Annotated in this window: 17 protein-coding genes; 7 read left to right on the top strand and 10 right to left on the bottom strand. The window is 72.4% G+C overall.

Going from position 1 to position 15,374, the window contains the following annotated elements:
* Nucleotides 1-94 precede the first annotated feature (94 nt).
* On the top strand, nucleotides 95-757 hold the full coding sequence (locus ACFYNU_RS04910) for a hypothetical protein (RefSeq protein WP_356584629.1): 663 nt from the start codon (nucleotides 95-97) through the stop codon (nucleotides 755-757).
* A gap of 120 nt (nucleotides 758-877) precedes the next feature.
* Nucleotides 878-1,504, top strand: coding sequence for a TOPRIM nucleotidyl transferase/hydrolase domain-containing protein (locus ACFYNU_RS04915; protein WP_356584628.1), 627 nt, complete (start codon nucleotides 878-880; stop codon nucleotides 1,502-1,504).
* Nucleotides 1,505-1,522: 18 nt separating this feature from the next.
* On the opposite strand, the gene ACFYNU_RS04920 is transcribed toward ACFYNU_RS04915, so the two are convergent.
* Nucleotides 1,523-2,494 carry a hypothetical protein gene (locus ACFYNU_RS04920; protein WP_356584627.1) on the bottom strand — a complete coding sequence of 324 codons (972 nt, stop codon included), beginning with the start codon at nucleotides 2,492-2,494 and terminating at the stop codon, nucleotides 1,523-1,525.
* Nucleotides 2,495-2,639: 145 nt separating this feature from the next.
* A complete protein-coding gene (locus ACFYNU_RS04925) occupies nucleotides 2,640-3,269 on the bottom strand; it encodes a nucleoside/nucleotide kinase family protein (protein ID WP_356584626.1) in 630 nt (209 codons plus the stop codon).
* An 89-nt stretch (nucleotides 3,270-3,358) separates the two neighbouring features.
* Between ACFYNU_RS04925 and ACFYNU_RS04930 the strand changes: the two genes are divergently transcribed.
* Nucleotides 3,359-3,748 carry a VOC family protein gene (locus tag ACFYNU_RS04930; protein WP_356584625.1) on the top strand — a complete coding sequence of 130 codons (390 nt, stop codon included), beginning with the start codon at nucleotides 3,359-3,361 and terminating at the stop codon, nucleotides 3,746-3,748.
* An 84-nt stretch (nucleotides 3,749-3,832) separates the two neighbouring features.
* On the opposite strand, the gene ACFYNU_RS04935 is transcribed toward ACFYNU_RS04930, so the two are convergent.
* The 4 genes from ACFYNU_RS04935 to ACFYNU_RS04950 all read right to left on the bottom strand — a co-directional run bounded on the left by ACFYNU_RS04935 (nucleotide 3,833) and on the right by ACFYNU_RS04950 (nucleotide 7,601).
* The gene (locus tag ACFYNU_RS04935; RefSeq protein ID WP_356584624.1) at nucleotides 3,833-4,699 is read right to left on the bottom strand and encodes an NAD-dependent epimerase/dehydratase family protein; all 867 of its coding nucleotides are present in this window, start codon (nucleotides 4,697-4,699) and stop codon (nucleotides 3,833-3,835) included.
* Nucleotides 4,700-4,812: 113 nt separating this feature from the next.
* Entirely contained in the window at nucleotides 4,813-5,688 is an 876-nt protein-coding gene (locus tag ACFYNU_RS04940) for a LysR substrate-binding domain-containing protein (protein WP_356584623.1), read from the bottom strand.
* 59 nt (nucleotides 5,689-5,747) lie between these two features.
* A complete protein-coding gene (locus tag ACFYNU_RS04945; protein ID WP_356584622.1) occupies nucleotides 5,748-6,125 on the bottom strand; it encodes a VOC family protein in 378 nt (125 codons plus the stop codon).
* A gap of 39 nt (nucleotides 6,126-6,164) precedes the next feature.
* Nucleotides 6,165-7,601, bottom strand: coding sequence for a M20/M25/M40 family metallo-hydrolase (locus tag ACFYNU_RS04950; RefSeq protein WP_356584621.1), 1,437 nt, complete (start codon nucleotides 7,599-7,601; stop codon nucleotides 6,165-6,167).
* Nucleotides 7,602-7,815: 214 nt separating this feature from the next.
* Here ACFYNU_RS04950 and ACFYNU_RS04955 point away from each other — a divergent pair, with 214 nt between their 5' ends.
* Nucleotides 7,816-8,289, top strand: coding sequence for a hypothetical protein (locus ACFYNU_RS04955; protein ID WP_356584620.1), 474 nt, complete (start codon nucleotides 7,816-7,818; stop codon nucleotides 8,287-8,289).
* A gap of 38 nt (nucleotides 8,290-8,327) precedes the next feature.
* Here ACFYNU_RS04955 and msrB read toward each other — a convergent pair whose 3' ends face one another.
* The 4 genes from msrB to ACFYNU_RS04975 form a co-directional block, all read right to left on the bottom strand.
* On the bottom strand, nucleotides 8,328-8,735 hold the full coding sequence (gene msrB / locus ACFYNU_RS04960) for a peptide-methionine (R)-S-oxide reductase MsrB (protein ID WP_356584619.1): 408 nt from the start codon (nucleotides 8,733-8,735) through the stop codon (nucleotides 8,328-8,330).
* Nucleotides 8,736-8,818: 83 nt separating this feature from the next.
* A complete protein-coding gene (gene murC, locus ACFYNU_RS04965; protein WP_356584618.1) occupies nucleotides 8,819-10,219 on the bottom strand; it encodes a UDP-N-acetylmuramate--L-alanine ligase in 1,401 nt (466 codons plus the stop codon).
* Nucleotides 10,220-10,330: 111 nt separating this feature from the next.
* Entirely contained in the window at nucleotides 10,331-10,861 is a 531-nt protein-coding gene (locus ACFYNU_RS04970; protein ID WP_356584617.1) for an indole-3-glycerol phosphate synthase, read from the bottom strand.
* 143 nt (nucleotides 10,862-11,004) lie between these two features.
* Nucleotides 11,005-11,877 (bottom strand): pyrimidine reductase family protein, encoded by an 873-nt coding sequence (locus tag ACFYNU_RS04975; RefSeq protein WP_356584616.1) that lies wholly within the window; start codon nucleotides 11,875-11,877, stop codon nucleotides 11,005-11,007.
* 236 nt (nucleotides 11,878-12,113) lie between these two features.
* Here ACFYNU_RS04975 and zapE point away from each other — a divergent pair, with 236 nt between their 5' ends.
* The 3 genes from zapE to ACFYNU_RS04990 all read left to right on the top strand — a co-directional run bounded on the left by zapE (nucleotide 12,114) and on the right by ACFYNU_RS04990 (nucleotide 15,185).
* Entirely contained in the window at nucleotides 12,114-13,199 is a 1,086-nt protein-coding gene (zapE, locus tag ACFYNU_RS04980) for a cell division protein ZapE (RefSeq protein ID WP_356584615.1), read from the top strand.
* An 82-nt stretch (nucleotides 13,200-13,281) separates the two neighbouring features.
* Nucleotides 13,282-13,707 (top strand): OsmC family protein, encoded by a 426-nt coding sequence (locus ACFYNU_RS04985; RefSeq protein ID WP_356584614.1) that lies wholly within the window; start codon nucleotides 13,282-13,284, stop codon nucleotides 13,705-13,707.
* 116 nt (nucleotides 13,708-13,823) lie between these two features.
* A complete protein-coding gene (locus ACFYNU_RS04990) occupies nucleotides 13,824-15,185 on the top strand; it encodes an alkaline phosphatase PhoX (protein ID WP_356584613.1) in 1,362 nt (453 codons plus the stop codon).
* Nucleotides 15,186-15,374 lie beyond the last annotated feature (189 nt).

A 15,374-nucleotide genomic window follows, 5' to 3' on the forward strand; every position in this document is an offset into this window, starting at 1 on the left:
CACGCCCCGGTGGTCATGGCGCCGCGAACAGCGCCATGACCAGCCGCCCGTCCCCGGCCGGCGGACAGGATCCTGGCGCGGGGTGTGCGGCAGGATGGGTCGTGTCCACCTCGCCGGCCCCTGGGAGTACGACCATGACCGTCCGGAACGGCGCGCCCGCATGATGCTCACGCGGGTCGTCGCCGAAGGCGTCGCCCGGGGCGACGTGACGCTCGCCTTCCGCCGCTGGGCGACCAGCCGCGTCAGCGCCGGGCGTACGTTCCTCTCCGTCGCCGGGGTGATCGTCATCGACGCCGTCGAGCGGATCGATCCGGCGGCGATCACCACCGAGGACGCCCACGCCGCGGGCGCCCGCCGGGTCGAGGACGTGCTGGCGGCACTGCGCGGCGCGGCCGGTGATCCCGTTTTCCGGATCACCCTGTCCTACGGCGGCCCGGACCCCCGCCACGCGGCGGCGGCCGACACCGCCCTCACCGCCGGCGACGTCGCGGGCGTCGGCGCCGCACTGGACCGGCTCGACACGCACAGCCGGCGGGGGCCGTGGACGCGGGAGACACTGCGGCTGATCGAGGCGAACCCGGGCACCCGGGCCGTGGATCTCGCGGCGTCCCTCGGCGTCGGGAAGGACACCCTCAAGCGCGACATCCGCAAGCTGAAGGACCTCGGCCTCACCCTCAGTCTCGACACCGGCTACACGCTCTCCCCCCGGGGAGCCGCGTGGCTGCGCGTGCCCCAGGAAGACGCGCCGGGCGCGTGAGCCGGCGTGCCCGCCGGGCGCGTGAGTCTCCGTGCCGGGCGCGTGAGTTGAGGACGGGGCGGACGGCGCGCCGTCGAAAAGCCCTTGGCGTGGTGGCCGGGAGCGGCACAGACTCGTCCCATGTCTGACATGAGGTCGTTCCGCGAGGCGGTTGTCGCGTGGGCGGCCGGTGGCCCCGGCGACTCCGTGCCCGGACTGGCCGCCGCGCTGCCCGTCCGGGCGGTCGTCCTGCTCGAAGGGCCCAGCGACGCGGCGGCGGTCGACGCGCTCGCCGCGAGCCGCGGCCGGGACCTGGCCGCGGAAGGCGTCTGCGTCCTGCCGATGGGCGGCGCGATGAGCGTCGGGCGCTTCGCCCAGCTCCTCGGGCCGTCCGGCCTCGGCCTGCGTCTCACCGGGCTGTGCGACAAGAACGAGCAGCGCTACTACGCGCGCGGCTGGGAGCGGGCGGGCGCGACGGGTGCGCGGGGGCACGGGTTCTTCGTCTGCGCGGCGGACCTGGAGGACGAACTCATCCGCGCGCTGGGCGAGGCACGGGTGGCGGAGCTGGTCCGCGCGGAGGGCGATCTGCGCCCGCTCCGGACGTTCCTGCGCCAGCCCGCGCAGCAGGGCCGCAGCGGGCAGCAGCAGTTGCGGCGGTTCTTCGGTACGAAGAAGGGGCGCAAGATCCACTACGGCCGGGTCCTGGTGGAGGCGCTCGACGCCGACCGCGTACCCGCCCCGCTCGACGACCTGATGGCCGCCCTCTGACCCCGTCCCCGGGTGGGCTCAGTCCTCCTCCGGGCGGGACGGCGAGACCAGGCGCTCCAGCAGCTCCTGGAATTCGGCGCCGACCACGATGCGCAGTCCGCCCGCCTCCACGTTCCCCTCGTCCTTGTCGCTGAGCTGCGTCAGCGTGCCGTCGCGCCACCAGTAGACGTACGGGCTGATCGCGCCCGGCGTATCCTCGAAGCCGGACGCGGCGAACGACGCCATCGCGTTGAGCGACGGGATGACCGTCGCGTCGCGTATGGCATGGAACGCCAGCTGATGGCGGAACGGGAACGCCACCAGCGCCCCGTCCGTGCCGAGCCGGCGCCCGGTGACCTGGTGGACGAGGCTGTCCAGCGCCAGCACCCGGCTCGCGGTGTAGAACGAGTCGCCCACGACTACCTCGAACCGCATCCCCTCCGGGTCCTTGACCGTCTCCCGCCCCTCGACGGGCAGTTGGCGCAGATTGTCCAGTGCCCGCGCGCGCAGCTCGGGCAGCGGGCCCAGTGGTTCGAGCGCCTCGTCGGTGAGCATCATGACGCTCTCCGGGAGATCGAGGGCGAGGATCTCGTACAGCCCGGGGGCGACGGAGCGCGCGTACGCGAACGCCTGCGCGTCGAGGCTGTCGCCGCTGATGACCCGGGGGTAGAGCTGCGCGCGGATCTGCGCGGGCGGCAGCGTGTCGAGCGCCGAGGGGCCGTCCATGGTTCGCAGCACCATCCCGGCGTGCCGGCGGACGAGTTCGCCCCAGACGCGGGCGCCCCGGTCGTCGTTGTGGCAGACGGCGGCGAGGTTGGCGAGCCCGAACTGGCGGCCCGCGCTGTCGGTCACCAGGTCCGAGTAGACGGTGACCTCCAGGCCCCGCTCGGCGAACGCCGCACGGACCTGGCTGCGGAAGAGCGCGGCCTCGTGGGTGGAGAAGAAGGAGAACTCGGGGTCGCGAGGCATCTCACGCCCGTCCCGTTTCGGCCCGCGTCTGAACAGCCCCACGTCGTACGCCTCCCCATGATCCCGCTCGGCTTCGCGCCCCGGTCCCCGTTGCCCCTGTGATCGTCCTGTGCGTCGAACGTTCGATGGTAGGCCCTGGCCGGCGTCCGATGTCGGGTCGGGGGGCGTACGCCGGAGGCCGGCCGGATCAGAGGGTGACCGGAACGACCAGGTCCGCGCGGTGCCGGCCCCGTGCGACCAGTAGGGCGTTGGCCTCGTCGGAGTCCCGCACCCACTGCTCGGCGTACGGCCGTTCCTTGCCGAAGCGCACATGCCGGTCGACCAGCCGCCGTACCCGCACCACGGGGTCGAGCTCCAGATACCAGGCCTCGTCGACGAGCGTGCGGACCGGCGCCCACACCTCGTCGTCGTGCAGCAGATAGTTGCCCTCGGTGATGACGAGCGGGACCTCGGGCGCGACCGGGACGCTCCCCGCCACGGCCTCCTCCAGGGCCCGGTCGAACGCGGGCGCATAGACGGTGACCCCAGGCGCGGGCGCCCGCAGCCGGGCGAGCAGCGCGGCGTATCCGACGGCGTCGAAGGTGTCGGGCGCGCCCTTGCGCCCGGCGCGGCCGAGTCTGCGCAGCTCGGCCTGGGCGAGATGGAAGCCGTCCATGGGGACGAGTACGGCGCTGTCGCCGAGCGCCGCGACGAGGTCCGCCGCGAGGGTGGACTTCCCCGCGCCCGGCGCGCCCGCGATGCCCAGGATCCGGCGTTGACCGGTGGCGGCGAGCCGGCGGGCGCGGTGGGTGAGCGTGTCGAGCTGCCGCGCGTCCATGGCGGCATTGTTCCATCCGGCCCGGTCCGGGCGCTGCGCCGTCCCCGTCGCCTTGCCCACCCCGGAGTGATACGTATAACTTCCCTGTCATGCCTCATATCGCCCTGATCACTCTCGTCGTCCGCGACTACGACGAGGCCATCGCCTTCTACACCGGGTCCCTCGGCTTCGACCTGGTCGAGGACACCGACCGGGGCGACGGCTCCCGCTGGGTGGTCGTGCGCCCGCGCGGCGGCGAGGGCGCGCTCCTGCTGGCCCGCGCCGCCGACGACGCCCAGCGGGGACGCGTCGGCGCGCAGACGGGCGGCCGGGTGGGGTTCTTCCTCCACACGGAGGATTTCGCGCGGGACCACGCCCGGATGCTGGCGGCGGGGGTGCGCTTCCTGGAGGAGCCCCGGCACGAGCCGTACGGCTCGGTGGCGGTCTTCGAGGATCTGTACGGCAACCGCTGGGACCTGCTCCAGCCGGCGCAGCCGTAAGAGGCCGGCCCCCGCGCGAAGTCGGCCCGGCGGTCGGCCCCGCGCGAGGCCGGACCCGCCGCGCCAGGCCGGCCCCGCACGCGGTCAGCCCTGCCCGAGGTCTGCCCGCGCGTCGAGACGGGTGGGCGTCCAGCCCAGCTCACGGCGGGCGCGGTCGCCGCTGAGCCGCTGGTCGAGGGCGAACGCCTCGGCGATCGGGCCCATCCGCCGTACGGCCTCCTCAAGGGTCACCGTTTCGATGCTGCCCGGACATCCGGCGGCGTGGCTGAGGGCCTGGGTGATGTCCGCGAGCGGGAGGTTCTGGCCGCCGACGCCGGCGTAGACGGAACCGGCCGGGGCGTTCAGGGCCAGCACGTACAGCTCGGCGAGGTCGTCGACATGGACCAGGGCCCAGTGGTTGGATCCGTCGCCGATGCACGGTACGGCGCCGGCGGCGCGCCCCGGCTCCACGAAGTACGCCCGTGTCAGCCCGCCGGCGTGGCCGTACACCAGCCCCGGCATCACCACGACCGGGCGGCCCCCCGTCGCGGCGCGGGCGAGCACCTCGTTCTCGTTCTCCAGCCGCCAGGCGGTGATGGGCGGCGGGTTCCGCGGGGCGTCCTCGTCGACGACCCCGTCGGTGTCGCCGTACACCCACACTCCGCCGGTGTGCACGTACGGACCGCTCCCCACGCCTTCCTGGAGTGCCCGCGCCGCCGCGCGGTCGACGTCCGGGGTGCCCTCCGAGTAGTCCACCCCGAGGTGGATCACACCGTCGGCCCGGCCGGCCGCCTCCCGAAGGACGCCGGTGTCGCCGAGCGCCCCCGCGACGGGGGTCGCTCCCAGCTCGGTCAGGGTGCGGGCCGAGTGCTCGCTGCGCGCCAGCGCCGTCACCTCGATGCCGTGCCCGAGCAGCGCCTGGACGGTGGAGCGGCCGATGTAGCCGGAGCCGCCCGTGATGAAGATCTGCATCGCACTCACGGTCCTTTCGGATGGCGGCGGAAGATCCGCCGCTCCTCCACCCTGGCCCCGTGCCGCGTACGACGTCCAAGACCTCTTGCGCCATTGGTGATGCCCTCAGGGCATCAGTGCTGGGCAGCGGCGATGTCGGCGAACTCCGGCAGCAGCGGGGAGTCCCGGTCGGTACTCCAGGCGAGGCAGACCTCGCTCGGGCCGATGTCGGCGACGGGCACATGGGCGACACCGGTGTGGGTGTAGTACGCCGCAGTGGAGAGCGGGAGCACGATGACGCCGCCGGTCGTCGCGACGTGTTCCAGCTTCTCCTCGACGCTGTGGAAGACGGGTCTCGGCTCGTCCGTCGCCGCGCCGCAGGACCGGCCGGGGAGGTCGCGCCACTCGGGGACGGCGTCGGGGTCCTGAAGCAGGTGCTCGGCGGCCAGGTCGGCGACGGCGATTGACTCCTTGCCCGCCAGCCGATGGTGCGCGGGCAGGACGGCGACGCGCGGTTCCCGGAAGACCGGGCGCAGCGCCAGAGCGCGACGGTCGACCGGCAGCCGTACGAAGCTCACGTCGAGAAGCCCCTCGTGCACCCCCCGGACCTGGTCGACCCATGACGTACGCACCACCTCCACGGTCAGCTCGGGATGCCTGGCCGCGAAGGCCCGCACCGCGCCGGTGACCGTGATCCCGGGCATGAACCCGACCGTGAACGTCGCCGCCCCTCGCGCGGCCCGCCGGACCCGCAGCTCCAGCGCCCGCGCACCGGCCAGCAGGGGCCGGGCATCCTCCAGCAGCTGACGGCCGGCGGCCGTCAGCGCGGTGGACTGCTTGTCCCTGGTGAACAGCTCGGCGCGCAGGTCGTGCTCCAGGGCGCGGATCTGGCGGGAGAGCACGGGCTGGGTGATGTGCAGGCGCTCGGCGGCCCGGCCGAAGTGCGACTCCTCGGCCACGGCGACGAAGTAGCGCAGCTTGCGCAGATCGACATCCACTACGTCTCCCACCGGGCCGCCGCCATGCTCCCAGGCTAGGGGGTGTCCCGCGATCAGGCCGGAGACGTGGCTCACGCCCCGGACAGGCCCTGGCCCGCGGTCCGCTCCCCCAGCACGCAGAACTCGTTCCCCTCGGGGTCCGCGAGGACCACCCAAGGCTCGTCACCCCGCTGGCCGACGTCCGCCCGGCGGGCGCCGAGTGCCAGCAGGCGTTCGACCTCCGCGTCCCGGTCGTCGGGGCGGAAGTCCAGATGCAGACGGTTCTTGACGGTCTTCGCCTCCGGTACAAAACCGAAGAACAGACCGGGCATCCGGTCGGGCGCCGGTCTGACCTCGCACTCGTCGGCCGTCTCGGTCACCACGGTCCAGCCGAGCGCCTGGCACCACCAGTGGCCCAGGGCGACCGGGTCGGCGGCGTCGATGACGAGCGAGTCCCATTCAAGTGCCATGGACGCGAGGTTAGTGCCCGCCACCGACATCCCGCCCGGTCAGTTGCCCGGCATCGGGAAGGCCACCGGGCTCCGCTTGCCGTCCCGGTTGACCGCCCGTACGCCGAAGAAGACGTTGTCCTTGGAGAGGTCCACCGTGTGCGTGGTCGTGAGGCCGACCTTGATCACATGCGTCCACTCCGACTCCGTCGTCTCGCGCCACACCACCTCGTAGCCCGCGAGGTCCGGCTCGGTGCCGGCCGCCCATTTCAGCTCGGTGTCGTTGGTGAGGTTGCTCGTCACGATGCGCGCCTCGCGGGGCGTGCCCGGCGCCTGGGCCAGGGTCCACAGCACCGCGCCGTTCACCCGTGTCACGCGCGCGATGTAGTCGAAGTCGCAGAACTCGGGCAGGTCGCCGTACTGCTTGCCGTCCTCGACCCGTACGTCCTGGTGCTGGTGCGCGAAGTCCTCGGCGGGTTCGGTGAACCGGGCCGCCGGATAGCCCTGTTCGAGGAACGGGATGTGGTCGCCGCCCCGCAGATAGCGGTCGCGCCGGTAGACGACGCGTACGTTCATGCCCGTCGCGTCGTTGTCCGCCACGTCGCTCACGAAGCGGGCGAGCTGACGGGTCGCGGAGTCGTTCTCACCGCCCACCGAGCGACGGGTGTTGGCCTGCGCCGGGGTCTCGGAGGTCGGTACGCCTTCGGTGAACAGCCGTACCGTGTACGGGTCCCGGGTGCCGTCGTCCGCGCGTGAGCTGCCGATGATGTCGTTGGTGAACATGCCCTGGACATCGGCGCCGGCCGCCTTGAACTGCTTGGCGGCGTAACCCGATCCGTACAGCCCCTGCTCCTCGCCCGCGACCGCGGCGAACACGATCGTCGCCGCCGGCCGCCGCTTGGCCAGGACCCGCGCCAGCTCCATCACGAGCGCGACACCCGACGCGTCGTCGTCAGCGCCGGGCGCGTCGCTGGTCGCGTCCATGACGTCGGTGACGCGCGAGTCGTAGTGCCCGGCGACGACGTACACGCGGTCGGGGGTGACCGAACCACGCAGCGTGGCAACGACGTTGGTGATCCTCGTCGCCACCGGGATACGCGACGCGGGCTCCTGGATGTACGACTGGAGCTCGGCGGTCATCCGGCCGCCGGACACCGCCGCGTACTTCTTCATCTCGGCCAGGATCCAGTCCCGCGCGGCGCCGATCCCGCGCTCGGGGTCGTCCTGGACCGACAGTGTGTGCCGGGTGCCGAACGCGGCGAGCCGTCGTACGGTCGCCTCGATACGGTCCGCGTCGATCTCGTTCAGCAGCTTGCGCAGCTCCCGGTCGGGCGCCTGGGCGGTGACGCGCCCGCGCCGTTGCTCACCGGTCGCGGCAGCCGCCTGCCCGGCGGAGGCGATCAGGGGAACACCGGCCAGGGGTACGCCGGCCGCCGTCACGGCGGCCGAGGTGAGAACGGTCCTTCTACGCGGCATTCCAGCGGACTGCTCGGGCATGGAAAGTCCCTTCCGAAGCGATGGACGGCCGCTTTATCGTCATGGACAGGCCAACCCCACACAAGGCCGCGACGCGGGACCGTCCGTTCAGTACGGAAGGTCCACTTCCGCACGTAACGCCGGTGTGGCGCCGCCAGGTACCGTAGGGGGCTACCACTCTCGTGCACCTCCCTGCGGGCTGCGTGACACCCGAAGGAACCGGTGAAGGAACCTCATGACGACCAATCGAGGCCGCAAGGACGTCATCCGTGACCGGATGAACGCCACCGGCGAGTCCTACAACGTCGCCGCCCGCAACCTCAAGGCCATGAAGGACATGGGCGCCACCCGCGAGGCCGCCCGCGTGCAGCGCTGGGTGCCCGCCGAGAGCTTCGACGTGCCCTGCCCCTGCGGAGGGACCTGTGAGCCGGGCGAGAAGTGCGACCGCTGCCACGCGCGGCATCGGCATGTGAAGCGCTACCCCGGCAGCACCACCGAGGTCGAGACGTGGGCCGACCGGTACGAGTGCACCGGCTGTTCGTCCTCGTACACCCTCACCGTCCGACTGGCCGGGCGGCCCTGGGGCGTCGCGGAGACCGTGGTCGTCGGCGGGGCGGCCGAGGAGGTCGTACGGGCGCGCGTGCTGCCCGGGGTGATCCATCCGCTGCTGCGCCCGGAGACGGAAGCGGCGGCCACCGGCGGCGAGTGATCGCCTGCCGTATGGCCGCCGGAGATCCCGTGCGGGTCTCAGCCCTCGTCGGGGGTCAGCCGCAGTGAGATCGAGTTGATGCAGTAGCGCTGGTCCGTCGGCGTCGGGTAGCCCTCGCCCTCGAAGACGTGGCCCAGGTGCGACCCGCAGCGTGAGCAGCGGACCTCCACGCGGACCATGCCCATCGTGCGGTCCTCGATCAGCTCGACCGCGTCGCTGTCCTTCGGGTCGTAGAAGGACGGCCAGCCGCAGTGCGACTCGAACTTGGTGTCGGAGCGGAACAGCTCCGCGCCGCACGCGCGACAGGAGTAGACGCCCGTCGTCTTGGTGTCCGTGTACTCACCCTGGAAGGCGGGCTCGGTGCCGGCCTGGCGCAGCACCGCGTACTCGGCCGGGGACAGCTCCTCGCGCCACTGCTCGTCGGGCTTGTCGATGTCGTACGCCATGACTTTCCTCTCTCGCGCCGCAAGGACGCACCGCGGGGGTGCGCCTCGGGGACTCGGCTCAGGACTCGCCTCGGGGACTCGCCTCAGTGGGACAGCCGGGCGAGGATCTCCGGACCGAGGTCCGTGACGTCACCCGCCCCCATGGTGAGAACGAGATCACCGGGCTTCGCCATTCCCGCCACGGCCTCGGGCACCGCGCCCTTGTCATGCACGGCCGTCACGTCCGCGCCCGCCCGCTCGGCGGCGTCGACGATCAGCGCGCTGGTGATGCCGGGGATCGGGTCCTCGCGGGCCGGATAGATGTCCAGCACCACCGAGGCGTCGGCCAGGGCGAGGGCCTGGCCCATCTCCGTACCCAGCTCCTGCGTGCGCGAGAAGAGATGCGGCTGGAAGACGACGAGAAGCCGGGAGCCGGGGGCGGCGGCGCCGCGCATCGCCTCCAGGTCGGCGGTCATCTCGGTGGGGTGGTGCGCGTACGAGTCGACGACCTGCACGCCGCCGGCCTCGCCCTTGAGCTGGAGGCGGCGCTTGACGCCGGTGTACTTGCCGAGCGCGGAGGCGAGATTGTGCGCGGGGATGCCGAGCGCGACGCCCGCCGCGAGGGCGGCCACCGCGTTGTGGGCGTAGTGGCGGCCGGGCACGGAGACGGTGAAGGTGAGGAAGCGGCCGGCCAGGACGACGGTGACCTCGCTGGTCAGACCGCGGGGGGTGACCTTGTGGACGCGTACGTCGGCGTCCGCCGCCTCGCCGTACGTGACGACCTTGATCGTGGAGAGGTCGCGGACCTTCGCGGTCAGCTCGACCGCGCCGGGCTGGTCGGCGGCGATCACCAGCGTGCCGCCGGGGACGATCTTGCCGGCGAACGTCTCGAAGGACTCGTAGATCTCGTCCATGGAGGCGTAGTTGGCGTGGTGGTCCAGCTCGACGTTGAGGACGATCGCGACCTCGGGGTCGTACTTCTGGAAGCTCCGGTCGCTCTCGTCCGCCTCGGCGACGAAGATGTCGCCGTCGCCGTGGCGGGCGTTGGTGCCGGGCCCCTCCAGGTCGCCGCCGATGGCGTACGACGGGTCGAGGCCCAGCTCGGTGAGGGCGACGGCCAGCATGGAGGTCGTCGTGGTCTTGCCGTGGGTGCCGGCGACGGCGATGGACCGCAGGCCCCCGCCCATCAGGGCGGCGAGGGCGTCGGAGCGGTGCACGACCGGGACGGACAGTTCGGCGGCCCGGACCAGCTCGGGGTTGTCCGGCCGGATCGCGCTGGAGACGACCACGCACGAGGCGTCGTCGGCGAGGTGCTCGGCCGCGTGACCGATGTGGACCGTGGCGCCGAGGGCGCGCAGGGCCTCGGCGGTGCCGGACTCCTTCGAGTCGCTGCCCGCGACCTTCGCGCCGCGCTGGGTGAGGATCTTGGCGATACCCGACATTCCGGCGCCGCCGATGCCGATGAAGTGCGGCCGTTCCATGGCGGTGGGGATACCGGGTGCCATACGTGTTCTCCAGGGTGGTGCGTGGTGAAGGGCGGCGAGGGTGCGGGGGTACGGGCTTGCGCGGGCCGACGGCCGGCGGCGGGCGGCCGGGTGCCGTCAGCGGTCCCCAGCCTATTCGCTTCCGCCCGCCCCCTTGGCCGTCCCCGCCCCGTCGCCCGCCCCCTCGTCGTCCTCCACACCGTGCGCGAACAGTTTGAGTACCGGTACGCCGACCTTGTGGCGTGCGCGCGAGGCCCAGTCGCGGTGGAAGAACTCCTCCACGTAGTGGGGTTCGGTCAGCACGATCACCTCGTCGGCCGCCGACTCCTCGACCACGGACTTGAGATGGTCCAGCGGGTGGTTCTCGACCACCACGCCGGTGGCCTCGCGGCCCGCCGCGCGCAGCACGGCCAGCGAGTGCGCGAGCGCCAGTTCGGCGGGGCCCCGGGCCTCGGCACCCTCGGGCTCGTCCCCCTCGCGGCCGGCCTCCTTCAGCTCCCCGAACGCCACGTCGTCGATGGCGCGCAGCAGCGCGTCCGCCTGGTCACCGCGCGGCTGCATAAGGAGGATGAACGCGACCTCCTCGGTGCCGTGGAGCGTGGTGACGAATTCGACGTCCACGGACGACAGGGGCTTCTCGATCATCAATACGCTTGTGAACACGACAGGCGCCCTTCGTCGTTCAGGGGCCCGGTGAGGCCCGCTGCGGAAACCATCCTTCCCCGTGTCCGCACGGGGTCTACGTGAGTCTGCGTGAGTAATTCTGCCCAGCGGAAGCTAACCGGAACGACAAATTCCGCCCAATGTCAGATCCGACGGTATCGGGTGAAAAGGAACCCGGCCTCTTCCAGTACGGCCGCCAAGGCGAACCGTTCCGGGTCGGGCAGCCCCGGTCCGCCGGTGATGCGCTGCGCGCTGCCGACCGTGAGCAGGGGGGCGACGGTCAGGCACAGTTCGTCCAGTACGCCGGCCGCCGCGAACTGGCCGAGCAGCCGGGGGCCGCCCTCGGTGAGCTGACGCACCAGGCCCAGGTCCGCCAGGGCCCTGACCGCCCGGTCGGGCTCGACGCCCGGCCCGTCCCCGGCGACGATCACGCGGGCGCCCGCCTTCTCGGCGTCGTGGATCCGGTCGGGGGAGGCGGCGGCGCCGGTCAGGACAAGGGTCGGTACGAGGGGCGAGGTGAAGAGCGGGAGCGAGAAGTCCAGGTTCAGGCTCGCGCTCACGACGGCGATCGCGGGCGCGGGCGCCTGCCCGTCGGCGACGCGCCGGGCCGCGAAGGCGTCACGGACACGGGCGGGGCGGTAGCGCTCCAGGCGAACCGTTTCAGCACCGACGAGGACGACATCCGCGAGGCCGCGCAGGGTGCCGAAGATCCGCATGTCGGCGTCGGACGAGATGGGCTGCGAACGGCCGTCGTGCTGGGCGGCGCCGTCGAGCGTGGAGACCATGTTGGCGCGCAGCCAGTGGTGCGGGGCCCCGGAAGCGGGGGGAGCGCCGGAGGTGGCGGGATACGCGTACGCCTCGGCCAGCTCGTCCAGCGTCCACTCGCGGTCCGCGAGGTCCGTGGGGTCGGCAGGGTGTGCGGGGTCCGCGGGGCGTGCGAGGTCCGCGGAGTGGGCTCGGGGTACGGGCGCGGCTGCCGGCGCGGTCTGATCGGTCACAGGGAACAGGCGTCGCATGCGCAGCAGTCTGACACGCGGGGTCGTACGCGGTCGCACGCCGCGAGACCCGCGCGCCGGTGCCGCCAGCATGTGCGAATGTCCGCCCGTCGTACCGAGGCGGTGGCCCCGTCCAGGCACCGAAGCGGACCCCGTACGGACACCGGGACGGGCCACCGGGACGGGCCACCGAAGAGGGACGTGCTGGAGCGGCCGGCGGACGGGGTCGGCTGCCGCACGCTCTACAGTTGGACCCCGTGTCAGCCTCCTCCGCCGATCCGGCCCCCGCCTCCACCTCCGGCCCCGCGACCGGGCCCGTCTCCCTGTGCGCGCGGGAGCCCCGGGTCGCCGCCGAGCGGCTGGTCGGCGAGATGGTGCCGCCGCCGCGCTTCGACTCGGTGCGCTTCGCCACGTACGTCCCCGACCCGAACCAGCCCAGCCAGACCGAGGCCGTCACCGTGCTGAGCGCGTTCGCCGCCGGGCTCGGCCAGGAGCAGGGCGGCAAGCGACGCTGGTTCGGCAGGAAGCCCGACGCCGCCGCCCCCCGTGGGGTGTATCTCGACGGCGGTTACGGCGTCGGCAAGACCCATCTCCTCGCGTCCCTGTGGCACGCCACCCCCGCCGCGCCCGAACAGAAGGCGTTCGGCACCTTCGTGGAGCTGACGAACCTCGTCGGCGCGCTCGGTTTCCAGCAGACCGTACGGACCCTGGCCGGCCACCGGCTGCTCTGCATCGACGAGTTCGAGCTGGACGACCCGGGCGACACCGTCCTCGTGTCGAGCCTGCTGAGCCGCCTCGTCGAGGCGGGCGTCGCGCTCGCCGCGACCTCCAACACCCTCCCCGGCAAGCTCGGTGAGGGCCGCTTCGCCGCCGCGGACTTCATGCGGGAGATCCAGGGGCTCTCCGCGCGCTTCCGCCCCTTGCGCATCGACGGCGAGGACTACCGGCACCGGGGACTGCCCGAGGCCCCCGCCCCGCTCACCACCGAGCAGGTGACACGCGCCGCCCACAGCACCGAGGCCGCCAGCCTGGACGACTTCCCCGCCCTGCTGGCCCATCTCGCCACCGTCCACCCCAGCCGCTACGGCGCGCTGACGGAGGGTCTGCGCGTCGCCTGCTTCACGGACGTGGGCCCGGTGCCCGACCAGTCGACAGCCCTGCGGCTCGTCGTGCTCGCCGACCGGCTGTACGACCGGGAGATACCGGTGCTGGCCTCCGGACTCCCCTTCGACCGGCTTTTCAGCGACGAGATGCTGAACGGCGGGTACCGGAAGAAGTACTTCCGTGCGATCTCACGTCTCACCGCCCTGGCACGCGACGCAAAGGGCCTGCGCGCCGAGTAAGTTCGGAGCCGTAACGATGTGCGGTGCGCGAGATACGTCGGATCAGCTCTCGCGTGCCCGATACAGAAGGGTTCCCATCACCATGGCTACCACGCGCCAGGCACACACCGTCTGGGAAGGCGACCTCCTCAAGGGCAGCGGCGTCGTCACCTTCGACTCCTCCGGCATCGCCGAGCAGCCGGTCTCCTGGGCCTCCCGCGCCGAGCAGGCCAACGGCAAGACCAGCCCGGAGGAGCTGATCGCCGCCGCTCACTCCAGCTGCTTCTCGATGGCCCTGTCGAACGGTCTCGCCAAGGCCGGCACCCCGCCGACCAGGCTGACCACCCAGGCCGAGGTCACGCTGGTGCCCGGCACGGGCATCACCGGGGTGCACATCACGGTGCAGGGCGAGGTCGAGGGTCTGGACGAGGCGGGCTTCGTCAAGGCCGCCGAGGACGCGAAGGCGAACTGCCCGGTCAGCCAGGCGCTCGCGGGTACGAGCATCACGCTCACCGCGTCGCTCGCCTGATCCCCTGATCTCTCAGGACACATAAGGCTCAGTGGCCCGCACAGTTCACGTGTGCACTACACCCGTGATACACACGTGCGGGTCACGTCTCCTGTCCGCCAACAGGGAGTTGCCTCATGTCCGCAACACGACGTCAGGTCCTGGCCACCGGAGCATCGGTCGCCGGAATCGCGTTCACCGGAGCGGTGTCGGAGCTTTTCGCCGGCACCGCCGCCGCACAGGAAATGGGACGCAGCGGCTACGGCCCGCTCGTGCCCGACCCGGACGGCCTGCTCGATCTGCCGAAAGGTTTCCGTTACCGCGTCCTGTCCAGAACGGGCGACGCGCTCCGTTCGGGCGAGGGCGAAGTCCCCAGCAATCCCGACGGCATGGCCGCCTTCGCCGGCCGGCGTGGCCGGGTCCATCTGGTCCGTAACCACGAGAACCGGGCCGACGGCAGGATCGGTGTCCCGACCGTCGACGGTCTGACCTACGACCCGATGGGCAAGGGCGGCTGTACGGCGCTCGAACTCGACGGGCGGAACAACGTACTCGGCGAGCGTGTCGCCATCGCCGGCACCGCCGTCAACTGCGCGGGCGGGCCGTCCCCCTGGGGCACCTGGCTCACCTGCGAGGAGACCGAGGACAAGGCCGGCACCAACGGCTACACCAAGGACCACGGCTTCATCTTCGAGGTCGACGGCGCGGATCCGCATCGCACCGGGGCCGTACCGCTGAAGGCGATGGGCCGCTTCCAGCACGAGGCGATCGCGATCGATCCGCGTACGGGTGTGGTGTACGAGACGGAGGACGCGTTCGACAAGCCCTTCGGTCTCTTCTACCGCTTCCTGCCCGAGAAGCCGCTCGGCGGTCTGGGGTCACTGCGCGCGGGCGGCACGCTGGAGGCCATGCGGGTGCCCGGCGTACCGGATCTGTCGGTCGTCCAGGAGCCCGGCGCCAGCTTCGACCGTGTGGAGTGGGTGCCCGTGCCCGACACACAGGCCAAGGAGACGCCCATCCGGCTCCAGGACTTCGGCAAGAAGGGCATCACCCACGCCCAGAAGCTGGAGGGCTGCTACTGGGGCGACCGGTCCGTGTACTTCGTGTCGAGCTTCGCGAAGAGCGCGGAGGGCTCGGCGGCCGACCACTACGGGCAGGTGTGGAAGTACGAACCGCAGCGGCGCCGGCTCACCCTGGTCATCGCCTTCGGCCCGGACACCGACATCCAGCTGCCCGGCGAGTCCCCCGACAACATCTGCCTCGCGCCCAGCGGCGGTCTGATGGTGTGCGAGGACGGGGGCGGCGCGCAGCACGTGTACGGGCTGACGCGGCACGGCGAGCTGTACGAGATGGCGCGCGGCGCGGAGAACATCGGGACGCCGGAGGAGCCGGAGTGGGGTGAGTTCGCGGGGGTCACGTTCGCACCGGACGGCGACACGATGTATGTGAACTGCTACACGCCGGGCACGACATTCGCCGTCACGGGGCCGTGGCGCTAGCAGTCGACTCACCGGCTCCTGGACTCATCGGCTCTTCGCCCCGAGGCGCCGGGGGGGGGGGTGGGGCCCCCCCCCCCCCCGCCCCCCCCCCCGGGCGGGGGCCGGGGGGGGGGGCCCGGGGGCGCCCCCCCCCCCCCCCCCCCTCCCCCCGGGCCCAGCCCCAGCCCAATTGCGTGGCCGGGGCCGGGG

Source organism: Streptomyces sp. NPDC006643, from assembly GCF_042870175.1.
Lineage (GTDB): Bacteria > Actinomycetota > Actinomycetes > Streptomycetales > Streptomycetaceae > Streptomyces.